15 protein-coding genes are annotated in these 17,525 nt (G+C 52.9%); 13 read left to right on the top strand and 2 right to left on the bottom strand.

What is annotated here, in order from left to right:
- The first annotated feature begins 196 nt into the window (after positions 1-196).
- From AC5P6E_RS12255 to AC5P6E_RS12240, 4 genes are all read left to right on the top strand, one after another.
- On the top strand, positions 197-1,036 hold the full coding sequence (locus AC5P6E_RS12255; protein ID WP_495231013.1) for an abortive infection family protein: 840 nt from the start codon (positions 197-199) through the stop codon (positions 1,034-1,036).
- A gap of 10 nt (positions 1,037-1,046) precedes the next feature.
- A complete protein-coding gene (locus AC5P6E_RS12250) occupies positions 1,047-1,865 on the top strand; it encodes a cytidine/deoxycytidylate deaminase family protein (RefSeq protein ID WP_495231012.1) in 819 nt (272 codons plus the stop codon).
- 25 nt (positions 1,866-1,890) lie between these two features.
- Positions 1,891-2,406 (top strand): hypothetical protein, encoded by a 516-nt coding sequence (locus AC5P6E_RS12245; RefSeq protein ID WP_495231011.1) that lies wholly within the window; start codon positions 1,891-1,893, stop codon positions 2,404-2,406.
- A gap of 175 nt (positions 2,407-2,581) precedes the next feature.
- Positions 2,582-2,818 carry a hypothetical protein gene (locus tag AC5P6E_RS12240; RefSeq protein WP_495231010.1) on the top strand — a complete coding sequence of 79 codons (237 nt, stop codon included), beginning with the start codon at positions 2,582-2,584 and terminating at the stop codon, positions 2,816-2,818.
- Here the strand turns inward: AC5P6E_RS12240 and AC5P6E_RS12235 are convergent, their stop codons facing one another.
- Positions 2,819-3,850: an HNH endonuclease signature motif containing protein gene (locus tag AC5P6E_RS12235; protein WP_495231009.1), complete on the bottom strand. Its 1,032-nt coding sequence runs from the start codon at positions 3,848-3,850 to the stop codon at positions 2,819-2,821.
- 416 nt (positions 3,851-4,266) lie between these two features.
- Between AC5P6E_RS12235 and AC5P6E_RS12230 the strand changes: the two genes are divergently transcribed.
- From AC5P6E_RS12230 to AC5P6E_RS12190, 9 genes are all read left to right on the top strand, one after another.
- A complete protein-coding gene (locus AC5P6E_RS12230; protein ID WP_495231008.1) occupies positions 4,267-4,713 on the top strand; it encodes a hypothetical protein in 447 nt (148 codons plus the stop codon).
- Between the two features lie 14 nt (positions 4,714-4,727).
- The gene (locus AC5P6E_RS12225; RefSeq protein ID WP_495231007.1) at positions 4,728-5,339 is read left to right on the top strand and encodes a hypothetical protein; all 612 of its coding nucleotides are present in this window, start codon (positions 4,728-4,730) and stop codon (positions 5,337-5,339) included.
- A gap of 43 nt (positions 5,340-5,382) precedes the next feature.
- A complete protein-coding gene (locus AC5P6E_RS12220; RefSeq protein ID WP_495231006.1) occupies positions 5,383-6,201 on the top strand; it encodes a hypothetical protein in 819 nt (272 codons plus the stop codon).
- 556 nt (positions 6,202-6,757) lie between these two features.
- The gene (locus AC5P6E_RS12215; RefSeq protein ID WP_495231005.1) at positions 6,758-9,598 is read left to right on the top strand and encodes a TraM recognition domain-containing protein; all 2,841 of its coding nucleotides are present in this window, start codon (positions 6,758-6,760) and stop codon (positions 9,596-9,598) included.
- A 104-nt stretch (positions 9,599-9,702) separates the two neighbouring features.
- Entirely contained in the window at positions 9,703-10,209 is a 507-nt protein-coding gene (locus AC5P6E_RS12210) for a hypothetical protein (RefSeq protein WP_495231004.1), read from the top strand.
- A 100-nt stretch (positions 10,210-10,309) separates the two neighbouring features.
- A complete protein-coding gene (locus AC5P6E_RS12205) occupies positions 10,310-10,879 on the top strand; it encodes a hypothetical protein (RefSeq protein ID WP_495231003.1) in 570 nt (189 codons plus the stop codon).
- 478 nt (positions 10,880-11,357) lie between these two features.
- Positions 11,358-12,722 (top strand): type IV secretion system DNA-binding domain-containing protein, encoded by a 1,365-nt coding sequence (locus tag AC5P6E_RS12200; protein ID WP_495231002.1) that lies wholly within the window; start codon positions 11,358-11,360, stop codon positions 12,720-12,722.
- A 91-nt stretch (positions 12,723-12,813) separates the two neighbouring features.
- Positions 12,814-15,636 carry a MobF family relaxase gene (gene mobF / locus AC5P6E_RS12195; RefSeq protein WP_495231001.1) on the top strand — a complete coding sequence of 941 codons (2,823 nt, stop codon included), beginning with the start codon at positions 12,814-12,816 and terminating at the stop codon, positions 15,634-15,636.
- A gap of 61 nt (positions 15,637-15,697) precedes the next feature.
- Positions 15,698-16,183, top strand: coding sequence for a hypothetical protein (locus AC5P6E_RS12190; protein WP_495231000.1), 486 nt, complete (start codon positions 15,698-15,700; stop codon positions 16,181-16,183).
- Positions 16,184-16,226: 43 nt separating this feature from the next.
- Here AC5P6E_RS12190 and AC5P6E_RS12185 read toward each other — a convergent pair whose 3' ends face one another.
- Positions 16,227-16,649 carry a hypothetical protein gene (locus tag AC5P6E_RS12185; protein ID WP_495230999.1) on the bottom strand — a complete coding sequence of 141 codons (423 nt, stop codon included), beginning with the start codon at positions 16,647-16,649 and terminating at the stop codon, positions 16,227-16,229.
- Between the last annotated feature and the right edge of the window lie 876 nt (positions 16,650-17,525).

The following is a 17,525-nucleotide window of genomic DNA, read 5'->3' as shown; positions in this document are numbered from 1 at the left end:
TTCGGTAAGCACGATTCCGTCAACTTGGGGCTACTACCTTGGGATCACGGCGATCCCGATGATCTTCGGGTCGATTCTTGTCGCATTTGTGCGCCCAGCATATGGATGGCTGATCTATGCGCTCGGCGCTGCATTTATGCTCTACGGACAGGCTGCATTGTCGGCCATGCCAACTCCTTACTGACCGGAGCAAGCCATGCTGAAAGAGTTCCCCAAGCCGTTGGCTGCCACCATTGGTGATGTCGTTGGCTCCTACTACTACAGTCACCGACGCTTGGAGACGATGCTCTACGAAGCAGGCGCTTCTGGCGATGTTCCTGAGGGAAATTGCGTTGACAAGGTTCAAAATTGGCTTGTGAGAGAAGGGAAGGAGGATGTCTCTAAGGCCTTCACGATCCTTGGCAAGCTCATTGAAACGCTGATGGATGGTGAGGTCTCGACCTGGGATCCCGACAAAGAGCTCACTGCTCGCAAGCGAATCAATGAAATTCTTGCTCGCTATCAACTGTCCTATGGATTTGGCGGCCGCATTCTGGGCGCTCACTCTGTCACAGCTCCAAGCAAGGCGTTCGGCGATGCTTTGAAGGACTTCTCGGTCGCAGAAGTGGAGGAAGAGTTTGAGCGAGCGGTGAGATTCATTGACAGTGATCCGGCTGCTGCCGTCACGGCAGCATGCGCCATTGTCGAAGCTCTCTGTAAGCACTACATCGCCACTGAGCGCCTGGACCTACCCACGAGTCAGACAGTGAAGCCCCTGTGGGTTGTCGTTGCTAAGCACTTGAAGCTGTCGCCTGAGCAGCTGGAAGACGATGACTTGAAGCGTGTGCTGTCAGGGCTAAGCTCCATCATTGACGGGCTCGGTGCTTATCGAACGCATGCGGGCAGTGCCCACGGCCAGCACAAACGCGCCTACAAGGTCGCTCCAAGACACGCGCGCCTTGTCGTCCATTCCGCCCATTCCCTTTGCCTTTTCGTGGTAGAGACGTGGAAAGAGCGCAAAAAACGGGAAGTAAACGTGCCTCCATCAAAGAGATGAGTCTAGTTCAATGACGATTGGAACACTGGAAAGCCTAACTGAAAGCGAGCTCTTTGATCGAGCTATACAGGAAATGTTGAAGTGCCCTGAATACCCGAAGATTGGCGCAGTCATATCTAAAAATGGACGTGTGCTGTCAACGGGTTTCAAAGGGGAGGTGAAGGGTGTCCACGCCGAACGAGTTGCCATTGAGAAGCTGAGTGTAGATCAACTCAACGGGGCTAAGATCCATACAACACTCGAGCCCTGCGTTGAGATGAGCGTCGATCAACCCAAAAAATCTTGCTGTGCGTTGATTTTGGAGTCTGGGATATCAACGGTCAGTATCGGTGTTCTAGATCCAAATGGTCGAATTTATGCAAATGGGATGAACTCTCTTCGCGATGGCGGGATAAAAATTGAGGTTTTCCCGCTTGAAATCCGTCAGAGAATTGAGGCTGTGACCTTTCCCTTCGACGACTTTAGTAAAGCGATTGGTGATGGGAAGCGCCGAATTCGTTCGGTCAAGAATGGAAAGAAGTTCGAGGTTCAATTTTCGATAGACGATCACAGAAAGATCAGCTTTAGTATCAGTCCTCTCTCGATGCCACTCGACCGCATTGACCTTGTGTCCGACAATGACTCAGTGCGCTTAGCGCCGGATATCACAAAGTTTGGTGATATCCCTGATCCAGTGCTCTACCAGGACCCGTCGCATTTTGCGAGACTTGGGGTGGGGGAGATAGCTGTCATTGCTAAAGCCAACGCTACCATGGCACTGCTCGTGAAGATCTTGGATATTAGCAGCACTGATATCTTAATTCAGTGGGAAGTGAGAGACATTCCGTGAAGTCGATGCGTCGGGAGGTAGTGAGATGATCGAGCTATCGCGTCAAGGGCCGTTGGGAGAGTCCCCGGAGCTTGGATCGAGCATCCTGGCCCCAAACTTTGCAGTGCTGACGACCAAACACGAGTGCTGGACATGCGCAGCCGTGGTGCCGGTCAGCGCTTTGTGGGTGCCAAGCTTCGTTGAGCGCTTCGATGACGGCGAAGAGCTCTCCGTCGAAGATGCAGCCGTTTTCAGATTTGTGGAGTCGATCAACCTTCCAGCCGCACGGCACATCTCAGCAGTTGCCCCATGGATGGCTATGGCGACGACGAAGGGATCGGGCACGCGCTACCTTGCTAACCATTGTCAGGCGTGCTCGGTAGTGCAGGGTGACTTCCACCTCTTTGGAGTAGATGGTCCTTTCGGCTTAGTCACGTTGGAGAAGCAAGGGACAGAGCACATTAGCGTTCACGCTGTCGATTGCGCGATTGAAGCAGCTGCCGGCATTGCCCAAGCGAATTGGATCGACGAAATTTCAGCTCGTGCGGTCCAGCCTGGGTAATTTTCATAGAAGCTCACAGCACTCCACAGCCCCGCTTATGCGGGGTCTTTCATAGGTGATGTCTGTTGCTGAACGAGCATTTAGGAATAGGGACGGTGTTCTCGTGTCCTGATTTTGAGGTGACGGATATCGTCGTTTCGAAGCTTGGCATCCCGCCAAGATTTGGAGACGGATCATGAAATACACGGTTGAGGTTAACGGGGTTGTGCAAGTGTCGGCTTACATCGAAGTCGAAGCCGACTCTCCGGCAGAGGCTTTGGAAATGATTGATATCGACTCAATCCCGGATGATGATTTTGGTGTTGAAACCTGGCTTGGATATCCTGAAATCCAAAAAATATCCGATGAGAGCGATACGGGGTTGGCGTCGAGCTATGACGATCATCTTCCCGACGTTTGGGAGCTCTGCTAATTAGAGTAGTGAGAAAAGGCGAGCTTCCAGGACGGCATAAGCACCGTCTTTGGAAGCCTCGACGATTCGCTTATGGTGATAGACAGCGAGCCGCTGGCTGCGGTTAGCCTCAACTTTCGCAGCACTTTTCCGACGCTTTCTTATCGCGTCTGGTCTATCCGAAAGGACGCGAGATGCGTCAGGGCAGCGGGCGAGCTCACCGAACTTGCTGGCATGATTAGGCCGTAGGCGCGATCTGAGCGCAGCGACAGACCGAACATGATCTGGCCAGAAGTCTTGCCACTCGCTACCGAGCGCATGTGCGTTTTTGCCAGGGACTCGCACTGGCACCATCAAGGCGTTGAGCTCGATGAGTGACCAGATCAGTGGCAAGAACAGATCGGGGGCAACCTTGAACACTTGGCTAGAAGCTCCCACAGACACCGTATCGGCTCCAAGAAATTTGGTCAGCACACGAGCAGCACCCAAGCTCTGAGCGTCACCTGAGCGCGAGCCTAAGCCAACCAAAGCTAGCTCAGAACTGCGGTGCGCGAAGACACGAAAGCGCGGCTCAGCCCAACGCTTGGCCAGGTGCTTCAACACTGTGCTCTTCATCGAATTGCGAGTATGGGGCGTCCAGTGATTGGCAGAGCGCGCCAGGAGCTCGACGCGGCGCTGCATCAGGTCAGTTGGGGAAAAGCCCAGGACGCGGCCGTGCGATGGAAGGGGTGGGGCAGCAGCTGGGCTGCAGAACGCACCGCCCAGGCTGAGCAAATCTGAAGTGCCGCGCATGCGATTGCAGCGCTCACAGCACAGTAAGCAGTTCGAGAAGTCATCCGGGCCGCCGTGCTCAATGGGAACGATCTGAGCAACGACGATTGATGATTCCTTGGTGAAGTCGGTCTGGCAGATGGGGCAGGAGGTCTGCATCGATCTCAACTGCCCACGAAGTTTTGTTGGCAGATGGAATGATTGGCGAGCCGATAGTTCAGAGATGGCTTGGCTGAAAATCGCGATCGGATCATCAAGCGAACTTTGCTTTGCTTCGTTCACTTGCTCGATCCTAATTTTGTCTGTTGTCTCCATAAAATCTGTCGTCTCCGGTTCTTGCTTGATCTCATTTCAGTGAAGCAGAAATAGAGATCGGCGCAAGAGTCAGCATCGAAAAGAAAGACCAGGAGCGTAAAGAAAAGGCAGAAGCGTCGGCTGGCGGAACGGCAAAGGCATCGTCATTTTCACAAGTCTAGATCATACACATGACGCACCTTGGGGTGTTCCGCGCTGACCCCCGCGCGCCCTGTGTAGAGCCTCTGAGAGCTTTGCACCGCAAGGATTGAAAGAAGCCCCCGACAAGGGGCTTTTTTAATGCCTTCAATTCCCCTCAGCATCTTTCGCTAAATAGTTTTAAGCAGACCCCTTGCCAATTCACGGAATCGCCTTACGGTCAATTTATGCCAAACGGAGAATTTATGAAGCTGATCAAAAGAAATGTATTACTTGAGAGTGATCAATTGAGATCACTCAGTGCAATGGCAATTCGGAAAAGAACAAGCGTCAATGAGTTGGTGCGACTAGCTGTCGATGGACTGTTGAACAGCCAACTGCTCAATGAGCTCCATGAAAAAACAATGCAAGAGCTTAGGGGTTTTGCTGATCGCGAGGAAAAGCGACTGGCAGAAGTTCGTAGAGAACTTCTTGCTGATCTAAGTGCAGGAGTCCAGGCAATGAACGAGGCATCCGAGCGGCACATCGAACGAAGCACTGATCTGACCAAGGCCTTTGTTCGCAATCTTTCAGATGCATTGAACGGTGAACCGATCCAAGAAAAAGCGATGCCGGCAGTGAGATCGAGCCGAGAAATATTGAATGGGATGCAGAGTCAAGGCTTCACCAAAACTAACAACAACCCTAACTAACAAAGGAGATTTAAATGAACAAACTAAAATTAACGATGATCGCAATGCTTGCTTCCTCGCTCGCTGGATGCGCCACCATTGATCAACTTGCCGGTGGAAGTGCATCTCCGGTCAACAAAGTCACAGTCGCGAAAGGTGCGGGAATTGGCTGCGCAGCTGGTGGTGCACTCGGGGCCATCTTTGCAGGCAAGGACGGTGCGCTGAAAGGCTGTGCGGCGGGCGGATTGATCGGTGGAGGCTTTGCTTACAAGCAAGAGCTGGCACGAGCACGTGAAGCCGCAGATGCCGCCCGCTTGGCGGGAATGAAGGCCACAGTGGACGTGAAGACTGAGACCACTGCTGATGGCAAAGCCACGGAAAAATTCCAAGGTCTACTGATCGAGTATGACCCCGCATCCGTAGTCAAGCCGGACGAAAAGACCAAAGCCTTCTTCGACAAGCTGAGCGCAATCTTGAAGTCGTCAAAAAATGAGCTGACTGTTCGAACCGAAGGTGGAGCAGGGTGCTTGGCAGTCGTCGGTGAACTCAATGGGCGAGCAGCTTTGGAAAAACACAAACTCGACAATCAATGCGGAAAAGTAACACCCCACCGCATCTTAGTCTCCCCACTGCCGGAGTTGAAATAAGTGGAGCCCTTCGGGGCTCTCCTTATCTCAAAAGGAGATCAAGATGAGTATCAGTGATTACGAACGAAAAAAACTATTGGAAAAAGCTGCAAAGCTTAAAGCTGAAAAAGAGGGTGGACCATCTTTTCCAAACCCTCTAGATGAGCAGAAAGTTCAAGATCGGAAGATGGATCTGCGCTTGAAACAGACCCAGGTCGCGGCCAAGGCAACTGCAAAAGCCACTAGCGGATTTGCCAAAGAGGTTGCGGCCAAGGCTGCCAAGCTTGCCCAGGAACAAGCGCAGCGCGCCAAAGATAAGGCAGATGCATGGAAGCAGGCACAAGATGCGAAGCGAACAGAGCACGAAGAGATTAAGCAGATCCAGGATGCTGAGCTTGATCGGGAAAAGCAAAGCACGGTCATCGAGAACACACCTGTTGCCAATCCCAAAGCCCTATCGAAGCCAACTTTCAAGATCCTGGCTTCCATAGCAGTCTTCACCGCTCTTTCGGGAGCAGGTGCATGGGTCTGGACGCAACACGAGAGCGAGCAGACCCCTGAGCCGCACCAGGTCGAGTTGCCTTCCACACTGCCGGTTGCGCCACCACCTCAGGTGCAGGAAGCGCCCAAAGCCTCCGAGCCCGTCCAGGTCGTAGAGCCTGTTCAGGAAGTGGCTTTGACGCCCATTGTCGAGGAACGGCGAAGGTCGGCTGCACCGATGCCTCAGAAGGTAGACCGATCACCTGCACCCAAAGCGGTTGCTCGCGCACCCAAAGAGCGATCAGCGATGCGACAACAAATTGAACAACCCAAGGCAAAGCGGAGTGATTGGGTAGACAAAGCTAACAATGATCTCGATCACTTCGCAGAGCAATTAAAGTAGACAAAAAGCGCAGCTAATATGTTGCGCTTTTCGCTTTTTGGCTTATTGCTGATCTACCACTCAAAAAATAGGAGATCAGTGTGTTCGAAAGTTTATTTCGCCAATTTAGAACAAAGGTCAAAAGCGCGGATGGATCGCGCTGGATGCATCTTCACGGAAGGCTTCTCATTGGAAGCGTTGAAAGCAAGGGACTGGGTCCGTTGCACCCCGATGTTATTCGCACTTACTACTACTTCCACAAAGACCGCTACCCGCTGGACGGGGTCATGACGCAGGCGGGCTGGGGGAGAGACTGTCAAAGGGCCGATATACGCAGACGAGTAGAGACGGGTTATGTAGGTGTCTATGCATGCTTGCTTAGCATAGCCCTCATCACTCTCATGTTACTTGCCTTCATGATGATGCTGGGCCTAGGTTCACTCGGGAACAAGGTAGGTAGCGCAGTAGGTCTCGCGCCGTCATATGAGGCGTGCAAAACGCAGTATCAGAAATCAATCGAGACTGGCTCCGATGTCAATCCGAAGTGCCAAGAGGTGATGGAAAAGGAGGGTGAACTATGATCCCGACTATCTTTCAGGTGCTGAGTGTTCTCGGCAAAGTCCCGGGCTTGAAGCGATTTGTTGATGTTGAAGCGTCAATCCAAGAGCGCACCAATGACGAAATTCATGAAGTTGTCGGCGCGTTCGATGACTTCATCAAAGTGCCGAGCAACATCTTGGTCGATGTCAAAGAGGAAGATCAGGCCATTGTTGAAGCGTATGGGGCAATTCAATTCCCCGATGGCCGCTGGCACGTAAGCGATGATTTGAAGCATTCGAAGGACCTTGAGCCGTGGATGCCAGACGCCACTGATGACATGATCGTTCGCTTTGAGAATTCTAAGATCACGCGTTCTGGCAAGCCCATGGATGGCGCAGTGCTTCCTCAAGACACGATCACTGGATCTGTCTCGTCGGCAATGCCATTGATGTTCGCAGCGCTTCCCGTGATCGCTTGCGCAGCTTTCATTCTTAGTCGCTTCCTTGGAGCTTATGGATACCTGGCTCTTTTTGCAGCAGTGCCGTATCTCAAAGCCATTCGCCTCGATAAGTCAGCGTCACATGCTATCGGTTCCTTCTTCTGTTTGCTTGTCGGGCCATTGATTGTCGGAATTGCGTCGCTCGAAAGAGCTCGAGCTGACGAGAGTATTGGCGCAGCTGGTATGCATGCCCTCAGAGGGGTCTTAACAGGATCGGGCCTAATTCCTTTTGGAATCGGCTTTCTGGTTCTTATAGCCCTCACCTTTGCCTGTTGCTATTTCAGCAGTAAGCAAGGGACTAAGCATGAGAAATCACTCGATCTATTCACGAGGGCGTTGAAGGTCGAAGTCTCATTCGTTGTCTATGCCGTGGCTGTTTCGATCCTCCCTGCACCTCTTAGTTTGATTTTCATTTTTGCAGTGCCGAATTTGTATTGTATCCGCTATGCGCAGATCGAGCGCGAAACCCGCACGTCCGAGACATCGTCAAACAGCAATCACTTCACTGTCGGTCGTCACGAGAAGACTGCGCGCAGCATGATGAGGAAGCAATGGGTCGCTCAGGCGTTGCGTGCGCTCAATGATAAGACGCCGCTAATTCCCCTGGGAAAAGCCACTGGCTTCTTGTTCAACAAGATGTATCGCTTTGCGCCCGTCCCCGGAAAAATGCTGGTGGCTTCGTTAAAGGACACTTCTCAACACATCTTGGTCATCGCCAAGTCTGGTGGCGGCAAGACCTTCTGGCTTCGAAAGTTCATGGCATTGGTCAAGTTGACGAAATGGGCAGGAGCCATTGTCGGTGACGGCAAAAATGTGCTGGTTCGCGAAGTGATGAGCTTGATGGATATCGTGATTGAGCCTGGTATCAACCTGTCTCTAAGCCAAGGGATGAATGCTCAACAGCTTGTCCAGGCGTTTAGAGAGTTGAAGCGAAAGGGCAAAATGTCCGAGGACGAAAGCAGCTTCTGGACAAGCATGGGCTTCATCGTCTTAGAGCACGTAGCGATGATTGTTGAAGCGGCATGCGAAGCCGAGAAGTTTGTTCGCAGTAACACGGCACTATTGATCTCTGACGAAGAACAGCAGTTGATCAAATTCACTTCTATCGAGCGATTGGCTGAGCTGGAGGGTGATCAAGAGCGATTGTCGCACGCCAAAAATGCAATTGCTGAGACCAGAGCAAATATCCGCAAGTTGGAAGCATCTTTGAAGCAGCCGCGCTCGTGCTACTGGACAATTGGTCAGATCCAGCGCTTCTTAAATGTAGTCAATCAGATCAAGCAAACGGAAAAAGGGTTCGAGCTCCACGAAGAGTTCCGGGGCGCGTTCGACTTCATTGAAAAATCTGGCTATCTGAATGTGGCGGATGCAGCCAACCAGATCAAAGGGTCAGTCTCGTATTTCGCAAACACCTGGGCAGTGATGGCACCTGAAACCCGCACCAGCATCACTTCGAACATCGACAACGCCTTGAACGACGTCTTCCGTGGGCGACATCTCAAAAACGCGGATGGAGTTCTGTGGGCCGACACCGAGACAGGCATCGACTTTCAAGGCGTGTTGACCAATAAGCTCTGGATCGGGGTGAACTTGCCAACCATGGTCCATGGGGTGGGTGGACAGATCACAGCAGACATCGTGCGAATGCGAGTCTACAACCTCATCAAAAATCGCCCTGTCAATTGGGCTGACCTTGAAGGGCACAACCCTGTCTTCAACTTCATCGATGAGGCTCAGTCGGTCATCGGCGAAGCAGAGCGTGATTTAATCGCAATGGCACGAAGCTTGGGCTGCTACTTCGTGTTCTTGACGCAGAATATCAGCTCCTTCCTTGCTAATTTCAGTGAGCACGGGGCGCACAACTTGTTCGAGCTATTTGCTACCAAAGTTCTTATGCAGAACGAAAGCTCACATAGCACATACAAGTATTTCCAAGAAATGTTGGGCAAAGCCAGGCTCACGCCATATAAAACCGCGTCAGTGGGGATCAACAACCAGGCTATGCTCCAGCGCTACGCCAATAGCGCCCTGGTAGATCCTGAGCACCCCGATGCTGTCTTCATGCAGAAGCTGAGAGAGAAGGGAGTCGGCGCGATCCAGAACTCCTATGTCCACTCCGCTCCCCGACAAATCGACGTAAAGGATGCGGCGCACCGCTTTGAAGACGTTGCTCGAATTAAGAACTTCGATCTTGAAACAGTGCAGGGCACTGAGTTGTCCTGGGTGATGGACGATGACGATTTTGCTAACACGCTGTTCCAAGGCCAGGCATTGATCGTCGTGTCGCGCGCCGGTTCAACGCGAACAGAGATCTGTGAAGTCGGAGGCCTAGAGGCAGATCAAGTGGAGGATTTCATGAGAGAGAACAGATCGGCCTGATCGACTCTCTCTCTACAGCATTAGCCCCGATTGCTCGGGGCTAAATGCTTTACAAGGTCCCAGTTTGCCTTACGTTAGTTTTACCCCAACTTTGGAGACCATTCATGACAAGTTTTGCAGAAGCACAAAAGAGACGCAACGAGTTCTATCAAAACAGCCCAGGTCCACAGATGACAATGACTGATCAAGTCAAGTCATTTAAACAAGAGGAACATAAGATCACCTCCCAAGTGAGCGATGCTCTGAGAACTGAACTTACTTCACTGTCCAAAAGCGCCGATCCGGATTTGCTGAAATCGAAGGTTAGTCAGGTCGATTTCCAAAGCAAGCTGTCGGTCTATCGCTCTGACCAAATTGAACAAATCATACATGCGCAAACGCAGAACGCGGAGCGCGTGTCACGCAGTCAGAACAACGACGGCTATCAGAAGCAGTTCATCAACCGAGATGGCATTGACGAAGAGAAGCAACACGAAGAGAAATTCAATGCATTCATGCGCGAAAAAGGACGTGTTCCGCAGGAGGGAGAGATGGAGAAGTTCACTGCCAAGCCAACGATCACTCAGTCTGAAAAGCCATGGGAGCAAAAGACCAAAGCACAGTCGATGTAAAAAGAGGCCCTTCGGGGCCTTTTTCTTACGCCTCATCCCTTGACTTTCGTTGCATCTGCCTTTGACTGATTTTACTCAAACAAAGAATGGAGATGCAGGAATGATCAATGCTATCGAACGCTTGCCAATCATGGAGCGCGAGCTTGCCAGGATGAATGCTTGTTCGAACCCATGGCAAAAGAAGTTGATTGAAGTAGCGAATTCAGTGTGCTTGGGTAGGTCGGATGGTCCCCATGCCGTTGACGACATCACATGTATCTTTCTCCACAACCTTTCGATGCTCGATCATCCGAGCAAGTGGATGGGTGATCACCGCTACGAAGCTTCCAGCTACGTCGATCTACTACATAGCCTTTTGATGTTCGGCGCTGATCCGAACGCACAGCTAAGCAATGGGCGCAATCTCTTGGATGTGCTCACCGCCGAAGGCCGATATTGGCTCTGGAAAGACGTAAACGAGAACGTCCCAATCCTTGTGCTTGGTGCTTTCTCCCTTGGCGCTGTCGCATCGGCAGATGCAGCTAAGGCAATGATCCTTCCTGTGTATCCGCACATCCACGCGGATCACATTGATATGGAGTCGGCTCTAGTCTGCTCCCGTATTGACTTGCTACATCTTGATCGCTGCACCCCCAGTCCATCGGGACAAGCATCTGCGAAACGTCTATGAAAGTGGCGGTCTACAACGCATTCGGCAAAGTCCCGAACTCCATCCCGCCTAGCCAACCTGTTCGCCGGGTTGACCATGGCGTAGCGTTGTTCCTGATCCTGCTTCTAACGGTCTATCCAAGCCTCACCTGGCTCGCCTGGCAGCTGCCTGATAGCCCACTGACCCCGAGCCTGTCCTTTGACCTGGTGGGGGCTCCTGCTGCCATCCTCAACAAGCTCACTTTGGGGACTGTCTATCCAGCTAGAGCACATGAATACGTCAGCGCCATGTGGGAGCCCTGGAAGGTCTGGATTCGTGTTGGCCCATCACTGGCCGTCAGTTTGGCCGTGGCGTCTTGGGTAGGTGCAAAAGCTCTAGAACCCCGATCAAACACATGGCATGTATCGGGCCCAAGGCTCCTGGAAGGGAGGGAGGCGATCCGAGAGGCACATCGCCGCTCGATGAAGCCACGGCAGATCAAGGAGGATGGATGGCTAGGATGAGCTTGAAGCTCCACCCAGTGTTGCACCTACCCAAGTCTCACTGGTCGAGGCACACGCTCTTACAGGGCTCAGTGGGAAGCGGCAAGACGCAGATCTTGTTGCCGATCATTGAGCAGATTATCCGGGCCGATCACAAGCTGTTTTTGTTCGACACGAAGGGCGACTTCACGAGCTACTTCAAGAAGCCGATCATTGTTTTTCCCTTCGACGAAAGGAGCTATGTATGGGATATCGCAGCGGACTGTCGCTATCCACTTCAAGCAGCAATCTTGGCGGAGATCCTTATCCCAGGTAGTGCAGACCAGAAGAATGGAGACTTCTGGACAACGGCAGCAAGGCAGCTACTTGTTGGCGCAATTCGATCTCTACAAGCCGAGAAGCCTCTCCAATGGACCTTTGCTGATCTTGCAGAGCGCAAGAACAGAAACGCTGAGGACATGCTTCCAACAATCCAAGAACATTTCGCCACAGCGACAAGCTTGGTGGAGAACACTGAGAGCCAGACCACCGCTTCATTGCTTGCCACGCTCGTGGCTCAAACGAAGCTGATCGACGACCTGGCATTGGCATGGCCCGTGCGCAAAGAGAATCGCCGCTTTGCCATCACGGAGTGGGCTCAGGATGGCTATAAAGGACGCAAGCAAGTCATAGTGCAGAGCGGCCCGGAAGAGGCTATGACAAAGGCCTACATCAGTGCCTTGGTGAACCTTGCTGTCCCTGAGATCATCTCGCCCAAGCTCCCAGATGCGGAGAAGGATCGCTTCATCGGTTTCGTGTTCGATGAGTTGGCATCGGCTGGCAAGATCAACATCGGTCCGTTGATTGATAAGGGCAGATCCAAGGGCGTAGTGTTTATTGGTGCGTTTCAGGACATCTCGCAGATCAAAGCTACCTATGGGGAAGACTTCCAGAAAGCTCTAACATCCATGGTGGGCACCCATGTGATCTGCCAATTGCAGATGGGCGACACGAGAGAGAAGGCTGCTCAGCAGCTGGGGAAGCATCGTGTCGCGTATCGAACGCATGATGAAAAGGCCACAGTGCATGAAGAGAGCAGGGCACTGATCAGCCCAGGTGAGCTTACGGACCGCCTTGGCCCGCGCAAAGGCAAGCAATATGGCCCGAATGGGTTTGGGGTGCGAGCAATCGTTCAGATGGGCGGAGATCCATTGCTCTTGGACTTTCCTGGTGTCGTCATGAGGACCAAGCGTCCTGGGCAGATCCCCGCTCGCTGGATGACTCAACCTCACCAGCGCAACAACCTGGCCATTCCCGGACCTACCCAGGCTGCATCTCTTGGCGCTCAGCCAAAGCGGGTGGGGATGACGAAAGAAGAGATCGATCAGTTCTTTCGAGAATGATGCAAAGCATCCACACCCAACCACGTCCTTTGATCTTGACGTTTGCTCTGAATGCCTTTAACTGATCACATCACATTAGAGGAGATCAGACTTGATTCCAATTACCGCACTTACAGCGCAAGGCAGGAACAAAGACGGCAAGGCAGTCGTTGAATATCTGCTCGCTACCGAGGGCCTAATTCGCTACTACAACGGCGAGGTTCAAGAGGTCTCGGCGTCATATTGGGGCGGTAAGCTCGCGCATGAAATCAAGCTCGCTGGCGTTGCTGTGGACGGTAGGCATATGCTCTCTCTATGCGACGGATTTCATCCTTTCACTCATGAACCGCTTTGCCAGAATGCCGGCGAAAAGCCGGTCCTGAAACCAAAGTTCGATGCGAAGGGTGCTCCGCTCCTTGATGAAGATGGCAACCAGGTCATGATTGAACAAGGCGGTCACCGAGTTGGTTATGAGCTGACGTTTAGCGCACCAAAGTCGTTGTCCACCGTGTTTGCACTGGCAGATCAAGACGAGCGAGAGAAAATACTGGAAGTCCAGCGTAGGGCTGTCGAGCGGGCCTTTGGCTACATCGAAAGCAAGGTCGAGACCAGGCGTGATCAAGGTGGTAAGACTGTCATCCCAGTCGATGGATTGATCATCTCTTTTCATCAGCATCTAAGTTCAAGGAATCTGGACCCTCAGATTCACACCCATGCGCTTGCGTATGGTGTTGCTAAGGGTGTTGATGGGAAGTGGGGAACCTACGACAGCCATGAGATCTTCGCCCACCGCAAAGCTGCTGATGAAATCTACAAGAACGAGCTCGCTGCGGGCTTGAAAGCCCTGGGCTACAACATTGAACAGCACATCGAGGTCAATGCACTGGGCGAAAAGACGGGTGTCCGCACCTGGAATATTCCTGGCACAGAACGGCTTTCGGAGCTTTGGTCTAGTCGTCGAGAAGACATCTTGAAGCACCAGCAGGAAAACGGTGGGACGATGCAGCAAGCGTCTCTTGCTACACGCAAGCACAAAGATGAACCTACTTTTCTTGAACTGGTTGAGGCGTGGAAGCAGGACGCCGTTGAGTTACAAAAGGAGCACCCAGAGCTTCTGATGACCGTTGCTGAGATCAAACAGCAGAAGATCACCAAGGAATTCGTTCCAGCTACGGACGAAGAGATCTTGGAGCTTCTCCACGAGAATGAAGCAATCTTTGATGAAAAAGAGCTCCGTTTTCGGTTGGGACAGGCTAACTCGGGAATGATCGATTCAAGCCAACTGGACGTCATGGTGTCGGACTTCATCCAGCGCAACAATCTTGTTCGTGTCTGCCCTGAGCGAATCCACACGGACGACATGGGCTCATCCCTTGCTCGCCGGCATACAGAGCAGCGCTTTGCTGCCCCGTGGATGGTGTCGATGGAGCGAGAGATCCTACACAAGACTCTGAGTCGCGAGGGCGAGACCTCCCAGCACGTGCCGCTCGATAGGCTCAACGACGCCATCCAAGCCTTCGAAGCAGCCAAGGGCTTCCAGATCAGTCCAGAGCAGCGTGAGGCAGTTGAGCACCTCACCATCAATACAGGGGGCGTGGGCGTGCTTTCAGGGCTTGCTGGAACTGGTAAGACGACAGTGAGCCAGATTTACGCAGAGGCGTTCAAAGCCGATGGGCGCACCGTGCTAGGAGCCTGTGTTTCGAACGAGGCGGCCGAAAAGCTTCACCAGGAATCGGGCCTTGTGTGCACTAGCGTTGCCAAGCTGATCAGTGACCTGGGCAAGTCCAAGCTCAAGTTGACCGAGAACCACGTTGTCGTCCTGGACGAGGCTGGAATGGTCGACAGCCGCCAGACTCGTGACCTGATGGCCCACTGTCAAAAAGCAGGAGCAAAGCTCATCTTGCAGGGTGACCAGGAACAGATCCAACCTGTCGGTGCAGGTTCGGGAATGTCCATCGCCAAGGATGCGATTGGGGACGCAAAGCTCACCGAAATCCGTCGTCAGAAGAACGCACAGGACCGTCATACAGCAGGGCTGTTCTACGACTATGGCGCGGATGGCAAGGTGCGGAACGCCGATAAGGTGCAGTCACGCGGTGACATCATTGAGAAGAGCAAGAAGATCTTCCAAGCGCTTGCAGACAACGGTCAAGTAGACGAGTGGGCAACAGGCGAGCAAGCGAAGAAGGCTTGTATCAAAGCCTATTTCAACAGTCTTGCACCTACCCAGGAACGTCTCATTCTTGCTCACTCGAACGAGGATATGCAGGATCTCAATAAACGGGTCCGTCAGGAATTGAAGGCGAGAGGTCAGGTAGACAAAGAGGACTTCACTTTCCGATCTATTGGCAAAAATAGGGCGTTTCGTGACCTTGCGTTGAGCCGGGGTGATCAGGTCATCTTCAACGTCAAAGATGAAGGCCTGGATGTCATCAACGGGACCAAAGGGACGGTGAAGAGCATCAAGCGAAGCAGTGCGGGTGGGGTAAGCCTCGGCGTCGAGATCGAGCGCAACGGGCTCACGAAGGTGGTTCGCTTTGACTCCCACCAATACAGCGCTCTTGATCTGTCCTACTGCTCGACGATTCACAAGGCCCAAGGGCAAGGAAAGACCGATGTCTTCCACCTAGGCCATGCTGGGATGACCGACAACCAGAGCGCTTTGGTGGCCTTTACCCGACTGACGAAAGGCAGCTACACCCTGTTTTCCGATTCGATGAGCCTGGACCAGATCAAAGGAAAGCTTGGGCAGCAGCGGCTCAAAGAGAACGCCATCGAGGTGAAAAAGCCCATGCGAGCGAAGAAGCCCGACCTGAAAAGCGAGTTTGAGCAGCTGGGTCAGCAGCTGGGGCAGAAATTGAAGGTCAATTCCGATTTCGTGGCACGCCTTACCGCTCGTCGGAATAGGCAGGCTAGGATAGCGTTAACACGTTGATTCTGCTCTAGATATGGTGCAGCATTCCCTTGCCGGGGCTGGCCTGGTCAAAGGAATCGACATGAGCCTTCTTACCAAGTTCTCCAACATCTTGAACCAGCAAAACAAGGAAGCTGTGGATCAGGGGCTTGATAGCATCCATGGTGACCAAGTCGCTCACCAGGCCGACCGGGCCCGGGACTATCGGGGACAGGCTCGCATCGCTCAGTTCCAGAACGTGCAGCTCGCAAACCAGGTCCACGATGCAGCTGCGGAGCTTGCCGTGGTCAAGGCACAGCTTGCAAAAGAGCGAGAGAAGACAAAGCTCTTCGAAGACTGCTTGATCGGGGACCATGCGGTCATTTCGACGCTCGAAAGCGTGATCCGTGTGCTTCGACCGTCAGATCTGAGCGATGAAGCGCTGCGTGAGCTTGTCAACGAGAAGGTGAGCAAGGCGCGTGTCAGTTCGGAAGTTGTTCAGGGGGGTAAAAATCGACTCACCATCTTTCAAGAGGGTGATGAGTTCTCTGATCACCCCGATGGCGGGTTCTTCTACGAGTTCTACTGAGCACCTTTTCAATGAAAAACCGCCGAAAGGCGGTTTTTTTGCGTCAGGCACCTGGAACTCTTGCGCGTCCAACGGTTACGACGTGCTCGCGAACACGTGGGATGGCTTCTGATACACGACCTGCGAGAAGGATCAACGCTGGATCGCTGTTATACATCTTGACCCACATGCGCTCTCGGATACACAGATCAAGCACCCGAACCTGCTTGAGCAGTTCTTCGTAATCGGGGATTGCAAGTCCGCGAAGCATCGTGACGCTACCAGACAGCGATGATCCCATTTCTTCCCAAAGATCTGCTGATTCTGCCTCACCAAGCGCACCCTGCACGCCTGAGTAGACCATCATCCACCGCGCAAAATCTTCCGTCACATTGAGGTCCTTGCTGTAACGGTAGTAGCCATAAGCCTTGGACAAAATCCAAATTCCAGCCGCGCACAGGGCGACTGTCCCAATCAATTCAAGCATCCTTGCAGCATCCATGGAAAATTGTGGAGGCACTATACATCAGGCTTAATAGCTTGGGGCTCCAGTCTCTGACGATGATTGCACGATCAAATTACGGCCGAAATCTTGACACCTAGCTGATTCGCCTTTTGATGAAAAGACCCATCAGAGGAGATCACAATGAAAAACATCCCACATCCACTTTTGCTCTCAGTCGTTGTGGCGAGCTTCGTCACCATGCTCGTGCTTTGGCCGAGCTATGGAGCTTCGCCCTTCCAACTCTCTACATACATGGCATCAGCTGCCCTCGCACTGGCTCTGTGCTTAACGCGCTTGAAGAAGATCTTGGTGGCAGAGCGAGTAAAGGCCAAGCGATGAGGTCTCGAGGCTTTGCACTGGTCGAGCTCAGCCTTGTCGTTGGCCTTGCTGCGATAGCCGGTGTAGGTGCCTGGATGGCCTTCGGTCCCACATCCGCTGGCACAAGGATCCAACAAGAAGCGGCAAGTCTTACCCAACTGGCTGACGCCATCGCTGCGGACTTCGCCGTCGAAGAAGGGCGCTATCAAAGCGTCAGCACAGCAAGCGCCGTTGAGCGTGGGTTGGCCCCGTCTGCCTGTGTAGTCGGCCAGGAACTGAACTCTCGTAGCTTAGGCAGCATCGAGCTCTCACCCCTCAATGCAGGGCAGGGCTTCCGAATCACCGCGACTGCAGTCCAGGCGAACCTGTGCCTAGGGCTGGTGCAGAGCTCTGCCAGGGCGTTTTCGGAAGTCCACGTCAATGGTGTGCTTGTCTACTCTCGCCGTTCAATCAATCACAGTGCGTTAGCTGAGAGCTGCGCCGAGGGTGGCGAAGTAGCATTTGACCGGATCTAGCCAATGTCAAAGGTTTGGCCACGGT

This window comes from Stenotrophomonas sp. YJH_SMC_16, assembly GCF_059367875.1.
Note: the sequence above shows the minus strand (reverse complement) of the source record. Positions and strands in the feature narration are given on the sequence as shown.

Bases quoted from the DNA above. Each gene is read 5' to 3' on its own strand.
- AC5P6E_RS12255 (WP_495231013.1), top strand. From the start codon at position 197: ATGCTGAAAGAGTTCCCCAAGCCGTTGGCTGCCACCATTGGTGATGTC.
- AC5P6E_RS12250 (WP_495231012.1), top strand. From the start codon at position 1,047: ATGACGATTGGAACACTGGAAAGCCTAACTGAAAGCGAGCTCTTTGAT.
- AC5P6E_RS12245 (WP_495231011.1), top strand. From the start codon at position 1,891: ATGATCGAGCTATCGCGTCAAGGGCCGTTGGGAGAGTCCCCGGAGCTT.
- AC5P6E_RS12240 (WP_495231010.1), top strand. From the start codon at position 2,582: ATGAAATACACGGTTGAGGTTAACGGGGTTGTGCAAGTGTCGGCTTAC.
- AC5P6E_RS12230 (WP_495231008.1), top strand. From the start codon at position 4,267: ATGAAGCTGATCAAAAGAAATGTATTACTTGAGAGTGATCAATTGAGA.
- AC5P6E_RS12225 (WP_495231007.1), top strand. From the start codon at position 4,728: ATGAACAAACTAAAATTAACGATGATCGCAATGCTTGCTTCCTCGCTC.
- AC5P6E_RS12220 (WP_495231006.1), top strand. From the start codon at position 5,383: ATGAGTATCAGTGATTACGAACGAAAAAAACTATTGGAAAAAGCTGCA.
- AC5P6E_RS12215 (WP_495231005.1), top strand. From the start codon at position 6,758: ATGATCCCGACTATCTTTCAGGTGCTGAGTGTTCTCGGCAAAGTCCCG.
- AC5P6E_RS12210 (WP_495231004.1), top strand. From the start codon at position 9,703: ATGACAAGTTTTGCAGAAGCACAAAAGAGACGCAACGAGTTCTATCAA.
- AC5P6E_RS12205 (WP_495231003.1), top strand. From the start codon at position 10,310: ATGATCAATGCTATCGAACGCTTGCCAATCATGGAGCGCGAGCTTGCC.
- AC5P6E_RS12200 (WP_495231002.1), top strand. From the start codon at position 11,358: ATGAGCTTGAAGCTCCACCCAGTGTTGCACCTACCCAAGTCTCACTGG.
- AC5P6E_RS12190 (WP_495231000.1), top strand. From the start codon at position 15,698: ATGAGCCTTCTTACCAAGTTCTCCAACATCTTGAACCAGCAAAACAAG.
- AC5P6E_RS12185 (WP_495230999.1), bottom strand. From the start codon at position 16,649: ATGCTTGAATTGATTGGGACAGTCGCCCTGTGCGCGGCTGGAATTTGG.